Below are 14,871 nucleotides of genomic sequence, written 5' to 3'. Positions count from 1 at the left end.
CATCGCGCGGCGCCTTCGGGGCCCGTTCCGCCGTGACCCGCCGAAGGGCCGGGCGCCCGCCGTGAGCTGAAGGTCAGGGTGCCCGCCTTGGGGCGTCGGCCGAAGGGCAGGGCGCTGCCCTGGGTGGCCGGCCGTGGTGCGCTGCCTTGGGACGCCCGCCATGCGGCTCACCCTTGGCCGAGGGCGCCGGGTGCGGTGCGACCGGCCTGTCGGCCCCGGCGCGCGCGGCGCTTCCGGGGGAGTGTCGCGCGCCGGGGCGCGTGAACGGATGCGCCGCACCCGGGTCGGGCCGGGCTATCCCAGGCTGCCGGCGAGGCGCTCGGCAAGGCGCCGGGTCCGGAAGGCCTCGATCACCCAGTCGACGAAAACCCGCGTCTTGGCCGGCAGCAGCGTGCGCGAGGCGTAGTAGATCGAGATCGCCCCCGCATCCGCATACCAGCGCGGCACGAGGCGCATCAGGGCGCCGCTGTCCAGCGCCGTCCGGACATCCGAGGTTGCGGTCATGGCGACGCCCAGCCCGAGCAGCGCGGCCTCGCACATCGCCGCGGGGTCGTTGACCACCACGCTCTGCGTGATCGGGACGGCGGCCTGGTTGCCGTCCACGTCGCGCATCGTCCAGTGCCGGACGCGCCCGGTGCTGGGCACGCGCATCACGATGCCGTCGAGCGCCTGCAGATCGCCCGGGGCGATGGGCAGGGGCCGGCCGGCCATGTAGCCCGGCGCGGCCACGGCCACGATATGCGCCGGCGCGAGGGGGCGGGCGATGATTCCCGGCGGCAGGTCGAACCCGCCGCCGATGGCCACGTCGTACCCCTCGGCCACCAGGTCCACCTGCCGGGTCTCGAAATGGCACTCCGGGCGGATGCGCGGGTAGCGCTCCCGGAAGGCGGGCAGCATCGGCAGGATATGCGTCATCCCCAGCGTGGGCGGCAGGCTGACCTTCAGCACGCCCGCGGGCGCGCCCCCCTCGACGGAGATGCCGGCGATGGCGGCCTGCAGCCCCTCCAGATGCTCCGCGATGGCAAGGCGGAAGGTCTCTCCCGCCTCGGTGAGCGTCAGCCTGCGGGTGGTGCGGTGGAACAGGCGGACGCCCAGGTTCCCCTCCAGCATGGCGACGTTGCGGCTCACCGCGGCAGGGGTGAGCGACAGGCGTCGGGCGGCCTCCGAGAAGCTGCCGCACTCCGCGCTGCGGGCGAAGGATTCGAGGTTCGCGAGCGTTTCCATGCCCGGCATCTTCAAGCATGTGTTGAAGGTAAAGCAAGCCATTCATGGCTAATCGCGAAGCAATTCATCGGCCATCTTCTGCGTATCGAAACATGACGGAGCGTCGCAGATGAGCAGCCCTTTCCTTCCCCTCGCCGGCAAGACCGCCCTCGTGACCGGCGGTTCGCGCTCGATCGGCGCCGCCATCGCGCGGAAGCTCGCCGCCGACGGCGCCGCCGTCGCCCTCACCTACAGCGCCTCGCCTGACCGGGCGGCCGCGGTCGTCGCCGAGATCGAGACGGCCGGCGGCAGGGCTCTCGCTATCGAAGCCGACGCGGGGAACCCGGAGGCAGTGCGGGCCGCCGTGGCCCGGACAGTCGCGACCTTCGGCGGCATCGACATCCTCGTCAACAATGCCGGTGTGGCGGTGAACGCGCCCATCGAGACGTTCCGGTTCGAAGACTATGAGCGCATGCTCGCGGTCAACGTCACCGGCGTTTTCGTCGCGACGCAGGAAGCCGTGCGGCACATGACGCCGGGCGGACGCATCATCCACATCGGCTCGTCCATGACGCGCTATGCGGCCTTCCCCACCGCCTCGGTCTACACGCTGACCAAGGGCGCTGTCACCGGCTTCAATCGCAGCCTCGTGCGCGATCTCGGTCCCCGTGGCATCACCGTGAACACCGTCCATCCCGGCCCGACCGATACCGACATGAACCCGGCGGATGGCCCGGTGGCCGCGATCGTCGGTCCCGGCATGGCGATCGGCCGCTACGGCCAGCCGGGCGAGATCGCCAGCGTCGTCGCCTTCCTCGCCGGGCCCGACGCGGCCTTCGTCACCGGAGCGGACATCGTCGCCGATGGCGGCCTGACCGCCTGACCCCCTGCGGCGCTCCTGCTCGGAGCGCCGGTGTGACCTTCGTTTCAAATCGGGAGAACCACCATGTCCATAGGCATCATCGGCGCCGGCAACATCGGCCGTGCCATCGCCGCAACCCTGGCGCGCAAGGGCCTCGCCGCGACCCTCTCCAACAGCCGCGGGCCGGAGAGCCTGGCCGCGACCGTGGCCGAGCTCGGCCCCGCCATCACCGCCGGCACCCGTGAGGACGCCGCGGCGAGCGACATCGTCTTCGTGGCCGTGAACTGGTCGAAACTGCCCGGGGCGCTGGCCGGCCTGCCGGACTTCGGCGGTCGCATCGTGATCGACGCGAACAACGCCATCGAGGCGCCGCTGTTCAGGCCGGCGGACCTCGGCGGGCGGGCCTCCTCGGAGGTGGTCTCCGGCATGGCGCGCGGCGCCCGCCTGGTGAAGGCCTTCAACCACCTCAGGCCCGATGTGCTGGCGGCGGACCCGGCGGCCGAGGGCGGCCGGCGGGTGCTGTTCCTCTCCGGCGACCAGCCGGAGGCGAAGGCGGAGGTCTCCGCGCTCATCGAGCGGCTGGGCTTTGCGCCGATCGACCTCGGCACGCTCACCGGCGGCGGCCGGCTGGCGCAGTTCCCCGGCGGCCCGCTGCCGGCGCTGAACCTGGTGCGGTTCGACTGAGCCCTCCCGGCCCGCGCCCCGGCACCGCCCGCGGGAACAATCGACAAGACACTGCCGCCTGCGGGGGGCAGACACGATGTCGCCCCTCCGGGCGACAGATACGCAAGCGCCCCTTCGGGGCGACGGGCGCCCCCGCTCCGACGGTTCCTCGCGCAATGGCGCCGGCAGCGTGTGCGGCGGCGTGCCTGAACAGGGCTGGTCCGGGGCGCTCCGGGCCACCCGATACCTGCCCGCCGGGGCCGGCCGCCCGCAGGCGCCGCCACTCAGGCCGATCACCGTCGCGGCACCGCCCCCACTTCACACAGGACCCCAGAGATGACACAGACTCCCATCGGGATCGCCACCACCTTCTTCGGCCACTGGAGCGCGAACCGCCTCGACGCGGCCTTCGCCATGCTGGCGGAGGACGTGCTCTACGACAACGTCCCCTTCCCCGACATCACCGGCCGCGAGGCCGTGCGCAAGTTCCACACGGAGTTCGGGCTGGGCGGGGTGTTCACGGTGGACTGGCAGGTGACCCATATCGCCGCGGCCGGCAACGTCGTCCTGAACGAGCGGGTGGACTATTTCCACCACTGCGACGGCGGCCGCATCGTCCTTCCCGTGATGGGCACGCTCACGATAGAGAACGGGCTCATCACCGTCTGGCGGGATTACTTCGACCCGGCGGACTTCGACAGGCAGCTGGCCGGCTTGAGCCCGGCGCAGCCCTGAGACGGGAGGGGGGCGTGTCTGCCAGCCTGTCCCCCGCCGTGCCCGGGCCGCGTGTCCGGGCACGGCCCGTTCCGAGAGCGGAAACCGGGATGGCGCGGCGCCGTCGTGCTCCGGCCTGCGGGGCAGGGGGGCGCCCGCGAGGCATGGCCCGGCAACGGGCCCGGGCCCTTCCCGGCAGAAGGGCCGGCGCGCGTCGGCGGACTATCCTGGGCCGCAGCCGCGGCTGCGTGTCTTTCCGACAGGAAAGGCGGGATGACATTGCGCGGAACCGTGCGGGACCTGTCGGACGTGCGGCGCCGCTTCGGCGGGTCTCGCCGCCCCGGATCCCATCTTGCCGGCTGATCCCACTCCATGGCCCCACCCCCCCCCCCGGATGGGGCCCCGGGGGATGGGGGAAGCGCGGAGGCCGTGGCAGCGGCCCCCGCACTCCGCCCCGCCGCCGGCGACGCGCCGGCGGCGACCGGACCCCGGTCGCGCCGGGCCCCGACGTCAGGCCTCGGAGCCACGCACGGGCGTCTGGACTCCGGGCCCTCTCCCGCGTTTCGCCTCAGCCTCAGCCTCAGCCTCAGCCTCAGCCTCAGCCTCGGGCCAAGGTTCGGGCTCAGCCTCGGGCTCGGGTCGGAGCTCGGGCTCCCCGCTCACGCCCCGGCCTTGGCCCCGGGGGCGGAGGATCAGTCCCGGGCGCAGGCGCTCCGCCCTCAGGCCTCGGTGTCGAGCTGGCGGCGGATGTCGTCTGCCAGCGGGTGCAGGCGCTGCGGCGGAAGGCCGCCGGCCAGCGCGTAGCCCATGCCATGCGCCGACCAGGTGTAGCCGTTCACCCCGGCATCCTCGAAGCCGGACATGCGGGGGTCCTGCTGTCCGGCCATGCGGCGCACCTGCATCACCAGGCGCGTGCCCGCGTCGTCGTCATACATCAGCATCATCGCCGGGCCGTGGGCCGTCGCCACCACGCGGCCGCCCATGAAGCGCCAGCCGCTGGCGGCGAGGTCGGGGATGCGCATTGGCCGGCCCAGCCGGCGCTCCGCCCAGTCCGCCAGCACCGGGCCCTGCGCCGCCGTCAGCTCCACCGGGCGCAGGGCGTCGGTGGCATAGACGCCGTAGCTCTGCGCGCTCTCCGAAGCCAGTGCCGCGATGCCGGTGAGCGGGCCCTGCGGCATCTGTGCGTGGCTCAGCCAGCCGCCCGCGCCGCCCAGCCCCAGCAGCAGCACCGCCGCCGCCGCCTGCCGCCACTGCCCGCGGCGCCGGCCGCGCGCCTCGATCAGCCGCCCCAGGTGGAGCTGCGCGGGCACCGGCTGCTCGGCCACGGGGTCGAGCGCCGCGCGCAGGGCCCGGGCCTGGTCCGCATAGTCCGCGACGCGCGCGGCCTCATGCGGATGGACGGCGAGCCAGGCCTCCACCTCTGCCGCGCGCTCGGGGGTCAGGGCGCCGTCGACATAGCCGTGCAGGTCGTCATCACAGATGGGGTGTCGGGTCATTTCACGCTTCTCAACTCGCCGCGCCGCACCGGGCGCCCTTCCGCCTCGCGCTGCGCGAGCAGCTCGCGCAGCCGTTCGCGCCCACGCGCCAGCCGCGACATCACCGTGCCCAGGGGCAGGTCTAGCGCCTTCGCGACCTCTGCATAGCGCATCCCCTCCACGGAGACGAGCAGGATGACACTGCGCTGCGCCTCCGGCAGGGCGTCGAGCGCGCGCAGCACGTCGTCGCGGCGCAGCCCGTCCTCCTGCGTGGCCCGCTGGGCCAGTGCGGGGTGGTCGGTGTCCTCCACCGCGACATGCAGGCCCCGGCGCCCGGCCTGGCGCATCCGGTTCATCGCGAGATTGTGCAGGATGGCGTATACCCAGGCGCGGGGGCTGCCGTCCGGCCGGCGCTGGTGCCAGCGCCCCACGGCGCGCTCCAGGCAGTCCTGCACCAGGTCGTCGGCCGCCGTCGCGTCGCGCAGCAGGGCGCGGGCATAGCGGCGCAGCGCGGGGATCTGCGGCTCCAGCAGCTCCTGCATCTCGCGGCGGATCAGCGGATCATCGGTCATCTGGGTCCTTCCCGGGGGGGGGAGGGTGGCCCCGGCGGAGCTGCCGGGGCCTCCTCTTCGGGCTTCAGCTCGCGGTCTGCACCTGCACCGGGGCACCGGTCCCCTCGCCCTCCACGGGGGCGATGACGAGGTAGCGTTTCGGCGTGTCGTCCTCACCGTCCACCAGCTGGCGGATGGGCCCGACGGCATTCACGATGGAGGCGCCGGCGGGGTTGGCCTTGAAGTCCGACAGCTTCTGCAGTTTGCCCGAGCCGTCCGGCTTCGCGGAGAGCGCCAGCACATAGGCCTTGCCCGGCTCCAGCCCGGTCACCGAGGCCTCCAGAACCTGGGTCAGCCCCTGGTCGAACAGTGCCACCGTGGTTGCCGGGGCGGAGGCGTCGCCGCCCGGCGCGGCGAGCGCGAGATGCGCCACCTCACCCGAGGCGCCCAGCGGCACCAGGTTGTCGGTGCCGGCCGCGCCCTCGGGCACCGCGTTCGGCACATAGGCCACCGCCTGCGGCGCCTGGCCGATGGGGATCTCCCCGATCACCGTGTTGGAGGCCGTGTCGACCACCGCCATCTTCGCGGCGTTCTCCAGCCCCACGTAGACGCGCGTGCCGTCACCCGAGGGCCAGAGCCCGTGCGGCAGGTCGCCCACCGGGATGGTCGCCACCTGCGAGAAATCGTCGGTGCGGTACACCTTCACCGCGTTCTCGCCGCCCACGGTCACATAGGCGAAGGTGCCCTTGTCGGTATGCACGAAATTCACGTGGTTGGTGATCGGCCCCGTGTCGATGCGTCCGAGCACGTTGAAGGGCGGCTTCGCGTTGAAGATCTGCGCCGCGCCGATGTCCTTGAGGGTGATCCACACCTGGTCGCCGTCCGGCGAGGCGGCGATGTTGGGGCAGAACGGGCTGTCCTGCTTCACCGTCGCCACCACCTTGTGGTCCGCGAGCGAGAGCACCTTCGTCTCCGGGTGGAAGGAGGAGCAGACATAGGCATAGGTCCCGTCCGGCGAGAACATCTGCATGCCGGGGCCGAAGGCCATCTTCAGGCGCATCTTTTCCTCATGGGTCGTCGCGTCGATGACGGAGACGTAATCCTCGCCCCGCACCGTCACCCAGACCTCCTTGCCGTCGGGTGTATAGAACGCTTCGTGCGGCGCGCGGCCGAGATAGGTGGTGTGCTTCACCGTGTTGGTGGCCGTGTCGATGAAGCTCACCGAGTTCGAGCCGGTGGCCACCACCGCCAGCGTCTTGCCGTCCGGCGCGAAGCCCAGCCCGTGCACCAGCACCTGGCCGCCGTAGAGCGGGCTGAGGTTCTTGGGCTGCGGGTCGCCCAGGCGGATCTCGCCGAGCAATGTGTTCGAGGCCGGGTCGATCACCGAGACGGTGTTGGAGTACTGCTCCGCGGCATAGACGCGGTCACGGTGGCTGATGGCCGTATCGGGCGCGGCGGCGGCAAGCGGGGCCTGCCCGGCGGCGGCGGCGAAGGCGGTCAGCCCGGCCGAGAGCACGGTTCCGGTCAGCAGGGCGGCAAGGGTCATGCGGGACATGGCGAGGGCTCCTTCAGTCATGCGCGGGGGTGGCGGCAGTCTTCAGCGCGTAGTGCATGGCGCGGATTTCCTGCTGCTGAGTGATGATGATTTCCTGCGCGATGTTGCGCAGGTTCTGGTTGCGGCCATAGCGCAGCTGCAGTTTCGCCATGTCGATGGCACCCTGATGGTGGGGTACCATCATGGCGACGAAATCCGCGTCCACGTCCCCGGTGGGGGCGACGGCCATGTCGGCCATCATCCGGTCCATGGCCTCGGCATTCCGGCTCAGAAACGGCTGTTCGGCGGCCAGCGCGGCAGGGTCGGCCCCGGGGGCGGCATGCATCTTTCCGTCATGCGCGGCGGCCGGCAGCCGGCTGAGCGCCAGCGCGGCCCCGGCCAGCAGGGCGCCGCCGAACAGGGCCCGGCGCCCCTGATCGGGTGTGCCCGGGGCGCGGGCGGAGCGGGTGAGCGGGTGTGGCATCGCGAGAACCTCCTGAACGCTGTGTCTGAAGGTGAGACACCCGCGGGCCGTCGGATAATCCCGTGCCGCGCCCGTGCTCACGGCATCGTCATCGCGCCGTGAGCGACTCCGGCCCCCGCGCCGGCAGGCATCGCCCGGTCCGGAGGATGCACCGCCCCGCGCAGTCCGCCGCTGGCGTGGCGCTGGCGACAGCGCGGGGGGGGGGCCTTCAGCCCGCGGCCGATGACACAGCGGCCCCGGCCGCTCCGCCCCTGAAGAGCGATCCCTCACGTGTCCCCTCAACCTTCCTTCCGCGCTGTTCCGGGGAGGCAGGACACGGACATCGCCGCGTCGTGTTCGAGGACGCGGCAGACCCACGCGAAGCCGGTGTCGGGGCGTTTCAGCATGCCCCGCCTCCGCCCGGAGGTTCTTCGGGGGGAACGAGACCCCGATCTGCAACGAAGGTCTCGGCCACGCGCATCCGGGCACGGATATCTCCCCCACCCTCGGCGTGCTCAACGTGGTGAAGACGGTGGGCGGAGCGCCACGGGGCGAGACGACGGTGCGCGCTCAGCGCGGCGTCGCAGGTGCCGGGTATCGACAGCGTGGCCACGGAGCCCATGGCGCCGGGCGCCGCACCGCTTCGGAGACGAGACGTGCCCGGGCTTCGGTGCGGGAGTGAGCATGCAGATGCGGTCGGCGGCGGAGTATCCGGCACGGCTTGGCGCACCGGAAGCGACGCAGGGCGAAGCCGCGCCGGATCCGGGTTCAGGACCAGGCCGGGCGCTTCGCCGGTCCCCGCGCCAACGCTCCCTCCGGAGTGCCGGAGGATGGGATGTCCGACGTCGTGAAGGGGCGTGCGGCGGACCCGGTGCTCCACGCTCCACGGCTTCGGCTCCGCAATGCACGGGGGGCCTGGCCGTGGTCAGGCCCGGACATTGGGCGAGAGCGGTTCCGGCAATCCCCCGCCGTGAGGCGGCTGCTGCGCGGCGGGGATGCCGGTTCGGGCGATAGCGCCTGCGCCACCCGCGCCCCGGCCCGGCCGGGCACCGTTCGGCTTCCGGTGGGGGTGCCGCCGGTGCTGCGGCCTCCCGGGCAGGCTGTGGCGATGGGCGCCGCGGGAAGGCGATGACCTCCGCAAGCCGCTGCCGCCGGGGCTGGGTCGGGCGAGCGGGGGGTGCCCCGTCGTCAGCGCGCCGGCGCCGCGCATTGCGCCGGGGGCACGGTGCGCGGGCTTTCGCCGAAGATCCGTCGGGCCACGGCCGCGACCAGGGCGCGCGCGGCATCGCAGTCCGCACATGCCGCTGTCGAGGTCACCAGCAGGGCGGAGACGGCGATGCCCGGCACGGGGGCGCCCGTGCCGAGCGCCAGCGCAGCCCGCTGGCCCGGGGCGGCGGAGCCGGTGTCCTGCGCGTCGAGCGCGAGGAGCCGCAGGCTGCAGGCGGCCGTGGCCGGGGCGCCGGTGTCCGACGGCCCGTAGGGCCAGGGCGGGCGCAGCACCAGCGTGCCCGGGGCAGGGGGGGCGGCGCCGTCCTCGCCCCCGGTCACCCGGAAGGCCGCGTCGATCTCGCCGTTGCACAGCGCCGGCCATTGCGCGGCGAGGGTCATCGGCCGGTCCTCGGGCGGGGTCGACAGGGCGACGCGGTCCAGCACCCGCGCCGCCGTGGCCCGGCTGCTGGAGCCTTCGGGGCCGAGGCTGATGCGGCGCCCCGACAGGTCGGAGAGGGTGTTCAGCCCCGACCCCTCCCGCACCAGCACGAAGAGCCCCTCGCGGTGGACCGTGAAGCGCGGCTCCGTCCAGGCGGCGCGCGGCAGGACGGGTCCTTCCGGCGCGGTGTCCCCGGCCGGGGAGGCGCGCAGCGCCAGCGGGCGCACCGGAGCCTCGGTGGCGGCGATCGCGATATCGGCCTGGACGAAGGCGAAATCGGCCCGCCCCTCGGCGAGCAGCCGCAGGTTCTCCCGCGTGCCCCGGGTGGGCTCGACCACGCAGCGCAGCGGGCGGTTCAGGCAGATCCGGTTCACCTCGGCGCAGAGCGCGACGGCCTTGCGGTGGTAGACCAGCTGCGGCTCTGCCGAGAGCACGGTGATGTAGCGCGGCTCCGGCCGAGGGGCCTGCGCCTTCGCCGCGGGGCCTTGCACCACCTGCATCTCGCGAGGGCGCACCACCGGGCTCCGCCCGGCTTGAGCAGGGCCCGGCGCTGCCGGGAGGGCGTGTGCAGTTGCCACAGGGGCGTGTGGAGCGGTCGGGAAGGCGTTTGGAGCGGCCGGGGGCGTGTCCGCAATGGCCGGTGGGGCGTGCGACGTCGCCGGATGGGTGTGCGCAGCCGCTGGGAGAGTGCGCGCAGTCGCCGGGGGAGCGTACGTGGCCGCGGGGAGGGCGTGCGCGGCCGCCGGGGGGATGTGTTGAGCCAGCGGGACGGCGTGCACAGCCGCGGAGAGAGTGCGCGCAGGGGCCAGGGGGGCCTGTCGGCGTCGCGCCGGGAGGCCGGCCTGCGCTTTCGCCACGCGGATATCGTGCACGGTCACCGGGCGCGCGCGGTGGTCCGGCGCGGCCGACGCAGGCGCCGGCCGCGCGCCCGGTTCAGGCTCCGCCCCGGCCGTGGGCGACGCCACGGCGGCCTGTGCGGTGCAGGCCGCCAGCAGGGCGAGGCCGAGCAGGGCCCGGGCCGCCCCTGTCACAGCGGCAGGCCGGAGAGGGCGTCCGTGATGCCCTTGCGCAGATCGTCGAGCGGTGAGCCGCCCGCCGGCGCACCGGTCGTCGCGGCGGGTTCGGTGAGCCCGCCGGCCGCGGCCACCCTGCGACATTCCGGGGCGGCCGGCGGCCCCAGCGTCTCGCAGTTCTCCAGCGCGCGGAGCGCCTCCTCGCGCCGCTGCATCGCCATCAGCAGCCCGACGCGCGCGGGCTGGACCGGGCCGGCGCCATAGGTGACCTGGGCGCGGTCGAGCTGGGCCAGCGCTGCGCGGTCATTGCCCAGCCGGGCCTCGAGCATGGCGATCTCGAGATGGGCCTGCACCGACATCGGCGCCTCCGGGTTCACCTTGCGCAGCGCCTCCAGCGCGCCGCGCATGTCGCCCATGCCCTCCAGCGCCAGCGCCTCCACCCAGCGCGGCAGCGGATCACGCGCGATGGAGCCGGTGCGCAGCGCCGCGCGCACGCTGGCGTGGGCCTCCGGGAACCTGCCGTTCATGATCTCGGTCAGCGCCTGGTCGACAAGCGCATAGGCGTTGTTGATCTCCACGATCTTCAGCCGGCGCTGCACCGCGGGGTAATCCGTGCCGGAGGACTGGGAGACATCGGGATAGAAGCGCTCGAGATAGGCCTGGGCCTCATCCTGCCGGTGGACGGGGTCATGGTAGCCGGCGGAGACATAGTCCCGCGCGTCGCCGGCCGCCGCCGTCCCGAGGTCCGAGAGCAGGCTGACGGCGCCCTTCAGCAGCGGGTCCAGGTCCAGCCGGCCCTGCTTCAGCGCGGCACTCATCTCGGCCTCCACGGCGCGGTTGCGCGCCTCCGCTTGCGCTTCCAGGCCCCGCAGGCGGGTCTGGCGCTGCTGGTCGGCCTCGATGAGATGGGCGAAGCTGTTGTACATCTCGTAGGGGTCGTAGCCGGCGGCGATGGCGAGATCGAGGCCGAACATGTCCGCCTCGCCCTCCTGCGCGCGGTTCCAGGAGGCGTTGACCACGTCGTTGCCGACGAAATCCACCGCGAGCTTGGCGGCCGTCACCGCCAGCATGTTCTCCTCCAGCTTGCGGCGCTCGCCGGTCTGCAACGCGCCGCCCGACATCAGGGTGCCGGAGCGCGCGGCGCCGGAGAGATAGCCCACCGTGGCCACCCCGGTGAGGGCGGCGCCGGTGGCATCGCGCTGCCCGGCGAAGACTTTCTCCTTGTCGTGGTGGCCCAGCAGGATGTGGCCGATCTCATGGCCCAGCACGATGGCGACCTCGTCCTCGCTGGCCGCCTGGGCGAGGGTGTTGATGCTCACGTAGATATCCCCGCTTTCCAGCGCGAAGGCGTTGTAGGTGGAGCTGGCCAGCACGTGAACCTGCACCGGCGGGGCGCCCTCCGGGGCCTGCGCCATCAGCTTGCCGGCCAGCTCGTGCAGCCAGCTGCGCAGCGGCGGATTGTAGATCACCCGGCTCGCGGCCTCGATCGGCGCCTTTTCGCGCTCGGCCAGCCAGTAGTTGGTGCCCGGCGCGGTGTTGCGCCCGGAATAGGAGAAGGTGCGCGGCGGCGCGGGCGGCGGCATGCGGTTCGGCCCGGTGCCGGGATGGCGGATGGCGGCGGTGCGGATCACCGGGGCCAGCATGTCGGCCACATCGGTTCCGAACACGTTGACCGGCGCCTGGGCGCAGCCCGCCAGTGCCGCTGACGCGGACAGGATCGCGATCCGTCTGAACATCGGAGGTCCTCTTCCGGCTGTCGGGGCTCAGCAGTTGCCGAGCGCGCGGGTGTTTCCGGGGGAGCTGCGGCCGTCCGTTGCGAGCTTGGCCGGGCAGGTCTGGGTGACCACCTCCGGGTTGGCGGGCTTCGCCGTCACCTGGCCGCGGGTATACTCCGCGCCGTCGATGCAGATCTTGCCGCTGGGCAGCGTGTAGCCGGTCTTGTTGACCAGCGTGGCCGGGGCGCCGCCGCGCACGGAGACCACCGTGACGGGCTTGCCCCCAGGCGTGCAACTGTCGGCCAGGGCGATCGACGGGAAGGCCAGGGTGAACCCGGCAAGAACCGCGGAGCCGGCGGAAATCAGGCGCATGAGACTATTCCCCTCCCTGGCAGCGAACACCGGACATCACATCGCCCCATGTTCCAAAGTGCAAATTCAAAGGATACGCCTGCGAGAAGGTCGCCGTGAAGTCAGCACCACAGGCTCATTGAGTATTGGTTTCAGGATTCCCTTCTGCTTCTTTCGAGTCAAGTACTTGGTGTTCCGGGCCGCGCAGTTCCAGTGCGATTGAGGCACTTGCGGCGGCACCCAGCCAGTCGAACAGCGGCAGCGGCAGGAAGAGTGCCATCGCCACAGACAGCACCAGCAACAGCGCCGCGGCGATCAGCGTGTCGAGGCACAGGGCAACCACATGCGTCGCGATGCCCGCCTCGCCCTTTGCCAGCAAGAGGCCGTCGAGCCGGGATTCCAGCCGCTCCATCGGGCTTCTGTGCCGCAACGCGGACAGCAGGAAGGCCATGCCGAGCGTGAGGACCAGCGAGAGGATGTCGGGCACCGGGGCGCCCCCATGCTGCGCCTGGCGCAGGGCCGGGCCGAGGGAGAGCACGTTGTCGAGCGCCATCGCATGGGCCCAGAGGCCGGGCGCGATGACGTCGCGCATGGCTATCAGGTCCGGAATGCCGGCCACGGAGGCGCCGACCAGCACCACCCGGCCCTGTATCGCCTCGTCGGCGAAAGCGCGGGTGACCGGGGCCCCGGAGATGAGCCAGCCGGGCCTCAGGTTGCGGTGATAGGCGCAGAGAGCCGTGGCGTCTGCCCCGCCGGGCGCGAGGTTGCGCAGGAAGAGCCGCAGGGTTTCGCCGGCCCGCGCCGCCGTGCTGTCCCCGATGCGCTGGTCGGCGCAGGAGTCGGAGAGCGTGCCGTCGGGGCCGCGCGCCCAGACATAGGGCGCCGCGGGCGAGAAGCGGGTCACCTCGCGGGACGCGCCATCCACAGGGCCGCCATCGCGCACGCCGGCGGCCCAGAGGACGGTGGCGAACGGGCCCTTTGCCGCCTCCTCCTCGCGCGCGGAGCGGGCGGAGCACAGCGCGACGAGGCGCGCGCGGCGCGCCTCGTCGTCGAAGCTGGCCAGGGCCCGCGCCCGGTGGCCGCTCTCCGGCAGGCAGCGGAGCCCGGCCAGCGCGCCCGCGAAATGCCCGTCGCGGCGGGCGCGGGCATACTCCGCCAGCAGGCCCGCGGCCGAGGAGCCCGCCTCCTCCGCCTCCGCACGCTCCGGGGCCCAGCCGGCATTCGCGGCATAGGTGAGCGCGAGGGGCAGGCAGGCTTCGCGCGCCGCCTCACGGGTGGCCGGCGGTGCGGTGGCGGCGCGCAGCAGGGCGGCGCAGGCCCGGGAGGTGACGGCGGCAGCGGAGGCGAAGGCGGCGGCGCGGACAGCGGCCACCGGCACGGGCGGGCCGGCGCAGGCGGGCGATTGCGCGCGGATCCACGGGTCGGCCGCGCACATCCACAGCGCGAGCCTTACCGCCGGGGACAGCCGGCCATCCGGCGCGAGCGCGTAGAGGAGCGGGTCCGGCAGCACCTCGGAGGGGGCCGCCTCGGTGCGGATCAGGCTCAGCCCGTCGGGCCGGGCGGAGGCGGCCTGTCCGCCCGGGCCGGCCAGCCGGGCGGCCTGCGCGGCCGTGTCCACCGGCGTGTCGGCCACCAGCACGCCCGGCCGGCTCTCGGCCAGGGGCGCCATGCGCCCGGCAAGCTCGGGCAGGCCGCCGGCCAGGGTGCCCCAGGCCGCCACCTCGCTGAGCGTGGCGTCGAAATCCTCGAAGCTGAGCCCGAAGGCGTCGTCAGGCGGGCGCTTGTCGGCGTAGAGCAGGTCGAGGAACACCGCCGCGGGCCGCAGGTCCGCCGGAACCCGGGTGCGCGGCGGGTCCTGCACCCGGCTGGCGATGGACCAGATCAGGTCCGCCTGCGCGCCGTAGGGCAGCGGATACGGCAGGCCGCGCTGGCGCAGCATGTCCTCGTCGACCAGCACCATGGAGATCCGGTCGCGCACGGAGCGGGCCACCGGCCAGCGCAGCGAATACCATGGTGAGGCCATCACCAGCGTGACGCGCGCCGAGAGTTGCTGCGTCCCGCGCGAGGCGCCCCAGGGGTCCAGCACGGAGATCACGAATTCCACCACGAAGACCCAGCCCGCAAGGCGCAGCCAGGGCCCGCGCACCGAGCTCATGAAGGCCACCACGGCGGCCGGGACTGCAGGACGTCGCAGCCGGAGCCCCCGCAGCCCGCGTCCTGCGCGGGAAGAGCTGTGCCGAGAGTTCCCCATCTCCAGACCCCGTCCGGGCCGGCCGCCCGAATATTCAACATAACTACCATTATGGGACTTTCGAAATCCCGCAATCACCTCAGCTTACGAATAATTCGGCGCGCTGCACTGCAAAATGCATGGGTTCGGGGGCATTGTCCGGGCGGCGGGCGGGTGAACCCGCTCCCCCGGGGCAGATTTGCCCCGTTGTGCACACCGCGGATGACGCCGGGGCCAGGCGGTTTTGCGAAGGCGGGCCGGGCCGACCGCCGCGCCCGGCGGCAAGGCCCCGCCTTGTGGCGGCAGCCTGCTTGCCGCGCAGCGGGGGCCTCGGGGCACGACCACGGGGCGATCCCGGTAAACCAAGGTATGAGTGCTCTATCCGATGTCACCAGCGCGATGACCTGCCGTTCGGTATCGCCCGGCGCGATTGGGGGCAATGATGGCCC

At 73.1% G+C, this 14,871-nt stretch carries 12 protein-coding genes; 3 read left to right on the top strand and 9 right to left on the bottom strand.

The genetic code is table 11. From position 1 onward, the window contains the following. Positions 1-294 precede the first annotated feature (294 nt). Positions 295-1,224 (bottom strand): LysR family transcriptional regulator, encoded by a 930-nt coding sequence (locus FDP22_RS20970; RefSeq protein WP_138576129.1) that lies wholly within the window; start codon positions 1,222-1,224, stop codon positions 295-297. 109 nt (positions 1,225-1,333) lie between these two features. On the opposite strand from FDP22_RS20970, the gene FDP22_RS20965 reads away from it, so the two are divergent. From FDP22_RS20965 to FDP22_RS20955, 3 genes are all read left to right on the top strand, one after another. Further along, the gene (locus tag FDP22_RS20965; RefSeq protein ID WP_138576128.1) at positions 1,334-2,086 is read left to right on the top strand and encodes a 3-oxoacyl-ACP reductase family protein; all 753 of its coding nucleotides are present in this window, start codon (positions 1,334-1,336) and stop codon (positions 2,084-2,086) included. 63 nt (positions 2,087-2,149) lie between these two features. Next, positions 2,150-2,749 (top strand): NADPH-dependent F420 reductase, encoded by a 600-nt coding sequence (locus FDP22_RS20960; protein WP_138576127.1) that lies wholly within the window; start codon positions 2,150-2,152, stop codon positions 2,747-2,749. Between the two features lie 315 nt (positions 2,750-3,064). Continuing rightward, positions 3,065-3,463 (top strand): limonene-1,2-epoxide hydrolase family protein, encoded by a 399-nt coding sequence (locus FDP22_RS20955; RefSeq protein ID WP_138576126.1) that lies wholly within the window; start codon positions 3,065-3,067, stop codon positions 3,461-3,463. A gap of 698 nt (positions 3,464-4,161) precedes the next feature. Here FDP22_RS20955 and FDP22_RS20950 read toward each other — a convergent pair. From FDP22_RS20950 to FDP22_RS20915, 8 genes are all read right to left on the bottom strand, one after another. Further along, on the bottom strand, positions 4,162-4,938 hold the full coding sequence (locus FDP22_RS20950) for an anti-sigma factor family protein (protein ID WP_138576124.1): 777 nt from the start codon (positions 4,936-4,938) through the stop codon (positions 4,162-4,164). Next, positions 4,935-5,489, bottom strand: coding sequence for an RNA polymerase sigma factor (locus FDP22_RS20945; RefSeq protein ID WP_239032010.1), 555 nt, complete (start codon positions 5,487-5,489; stop codon positions 4,935-4,937). Before FDP22_RS20945 ends, FDP22_RS20950 begins: the two co-directional genes overlap by 4 nt. 64 nt (positions 5,490-5,553) lie before the next feature. After that, complete coding sequence (locus FDP22_RS20940; protein ID WP_138576123.1) at positions 5,554-7,023, bottom strand: YncE family protein; 1,470 nt, start codon at positions 7,021-7,023, stop codon at positions 5,554-5,556. 13 nt (positions 7,024-7,036) lie between these two features. Beyond that, a complete protein-coding gene (locus FDP22_RS20935; protein ID WP_138576122.1) occupies positions 7,037-7,486 on the bottom strand; it encodes a DUF305 domain-containing protein in 450 nt (149 codons plus the stop codon). 1,167 nt (positions 7,487-8,653) lie between these two features. Then, the gene (locus tag FDP22_RS24630; protein ID WP_170317824.1) at positions 8,654-9,628 is read right to left on the bottom strand and encodes a TAXI family TRAP transporter solute-binding subunit; all 975 of its coding nucleotides are present in this window, start codon (positions 9,626-9,628) and stop codon (positions 8,654-8,656) included. A gap of 512 nt (positions 9,629-10,140) precedes the next feature. Further along, positions 10,141-11,862, bottom strand: a complete 1,722-nt coding sequence (locus tag FDP22_RS20925) for a M48 family metallopeptidase (protein ID WP_138576120.1) — start codon at positions 11,860-11,862, stop codon at positions 10,141-10,143. Positions 11,863-11,889: 27 nt separating this feature from the next. Then, positions 11,890-12,213, bottom strand: coding sequence for a hypothetical protein (locus FDP22_RS20920; RefSeq protein WP_138576119.1), 324 nt, complete (start codon positions 12,211-12,213; stop codon positions 11,890-11,892). A gap of 115 nt (positions 12,214-12,328) precedes the next feature. Then, positions 12,329-14,347: a CHASE2 domain-containing protein gene (locus FDP22_RS20915; RefSeq protein WP_170317823.1), complete on the bottom strand. Its 2,019-nt coding sequence runs from the start codon at positions 14,345-14,347 to the stop codon at positions 12,329-12,331. Between the last annotated feature and the right edge of the window lie 524 nt (positions 14,348-14,871).

The sequence above is a fragment of the Paroceanicella profunda genome, from assembly GCF_005887635.2.
In the GTDB taxonomy this organism is placed as follows: domain Bacteria; phylum Pseudomonadota; class Alphaproteobacteria; order Rhodobacterales; family Rhodobacteraceae; genus Paroceanicella; species Paroceanicella profunda.
This window is presented reverse-complemented; position numbering and strand designations above follow the sequence as displayed.

Excerpts from the sequence above, each read along its gene's own strand:
- FDP22_RS20970 (WP_138576129.1), bottom strand. The coding sequence starts at position 1,224 with ATGGAAACGCTCGCGAACCTCGAATCCTTCGCCCGCAGCGCGGAGTGC.
- FDP22_RS20965 (WP_138576128.1), top strand. The coding sequence starts at position 1,334 with ATGAGCAGCCCTTTCCTTCCCCTCGCCGGCAAGACCGCCCTCGTGACC.
- FDP22_RS20960 (WP_138576127.1), top strand. The coding sequence starts at position 2,150 with ATGTCCATAGGCATCATCGGCGCCGGCAACATCGGCCGTGCCATCGCC.
- FDP22_RS20955 (WP_138576126.1), top strand. The coding sequence starts at position 3,065 with ATGACACAGACTCCCATCGGGATCGCCACCACCTTCTTCGGCCACTGG.
- FDP22_RS20950 (WP_138576124.1), bottom strand. The coding sequence starts at position 4,938 with ATGACCCGACACCCCATCTGTGATGACGACCTGCACGGCTATGTCGAC.
- FDP22_RS20945 (WP_239032010.1), bottom strand. The coding sequence starts at position 5,489 with ATGACCGATGATCCGCTGATCCGCCGCGAGATGCAGGAGCTGCTGGAG.
- FDP22_RS20940 (WP_138576123.1), bottom strand. The coding sequence starts at position 7,023 with ATGTCCCGCATGACCCTTGCCGCCCTGCTGACCGGAACCGTGCTCTCG.
- FDP22_RS20935 (WP_138576122.1), bottom strand. The coding sequence starts at position 7,486 with ATGCCACACCCGCTCACCCGCTCCGCCCGCGCCCCGGGCACACCCGAT.
- FDP22_RS20925 (WP_138576120.1), bottom strand. The coding sequence starts at position 11,862 with ATGTTCAGACGGATCGCGATCCTGTCCGCGTCAGCGGCACTGGCGGGC.
- FDP22_RS20920 (WP_138576119.1), bottom strand. The coding sequence starts at position 12,213 with ATGCGCCTGATTTCCGCCGGCTCCGCGGTTCTTGCCGGGTTCACCCTG.
- FDP22_RS20915 (WP_170317823.1), bottom strand. The coding sequence starts at position 14,347 with ATGAGCTCGGTGCGCGGGCCCTGGCTGCGCCTTGCGGGCTGGGTCTTC.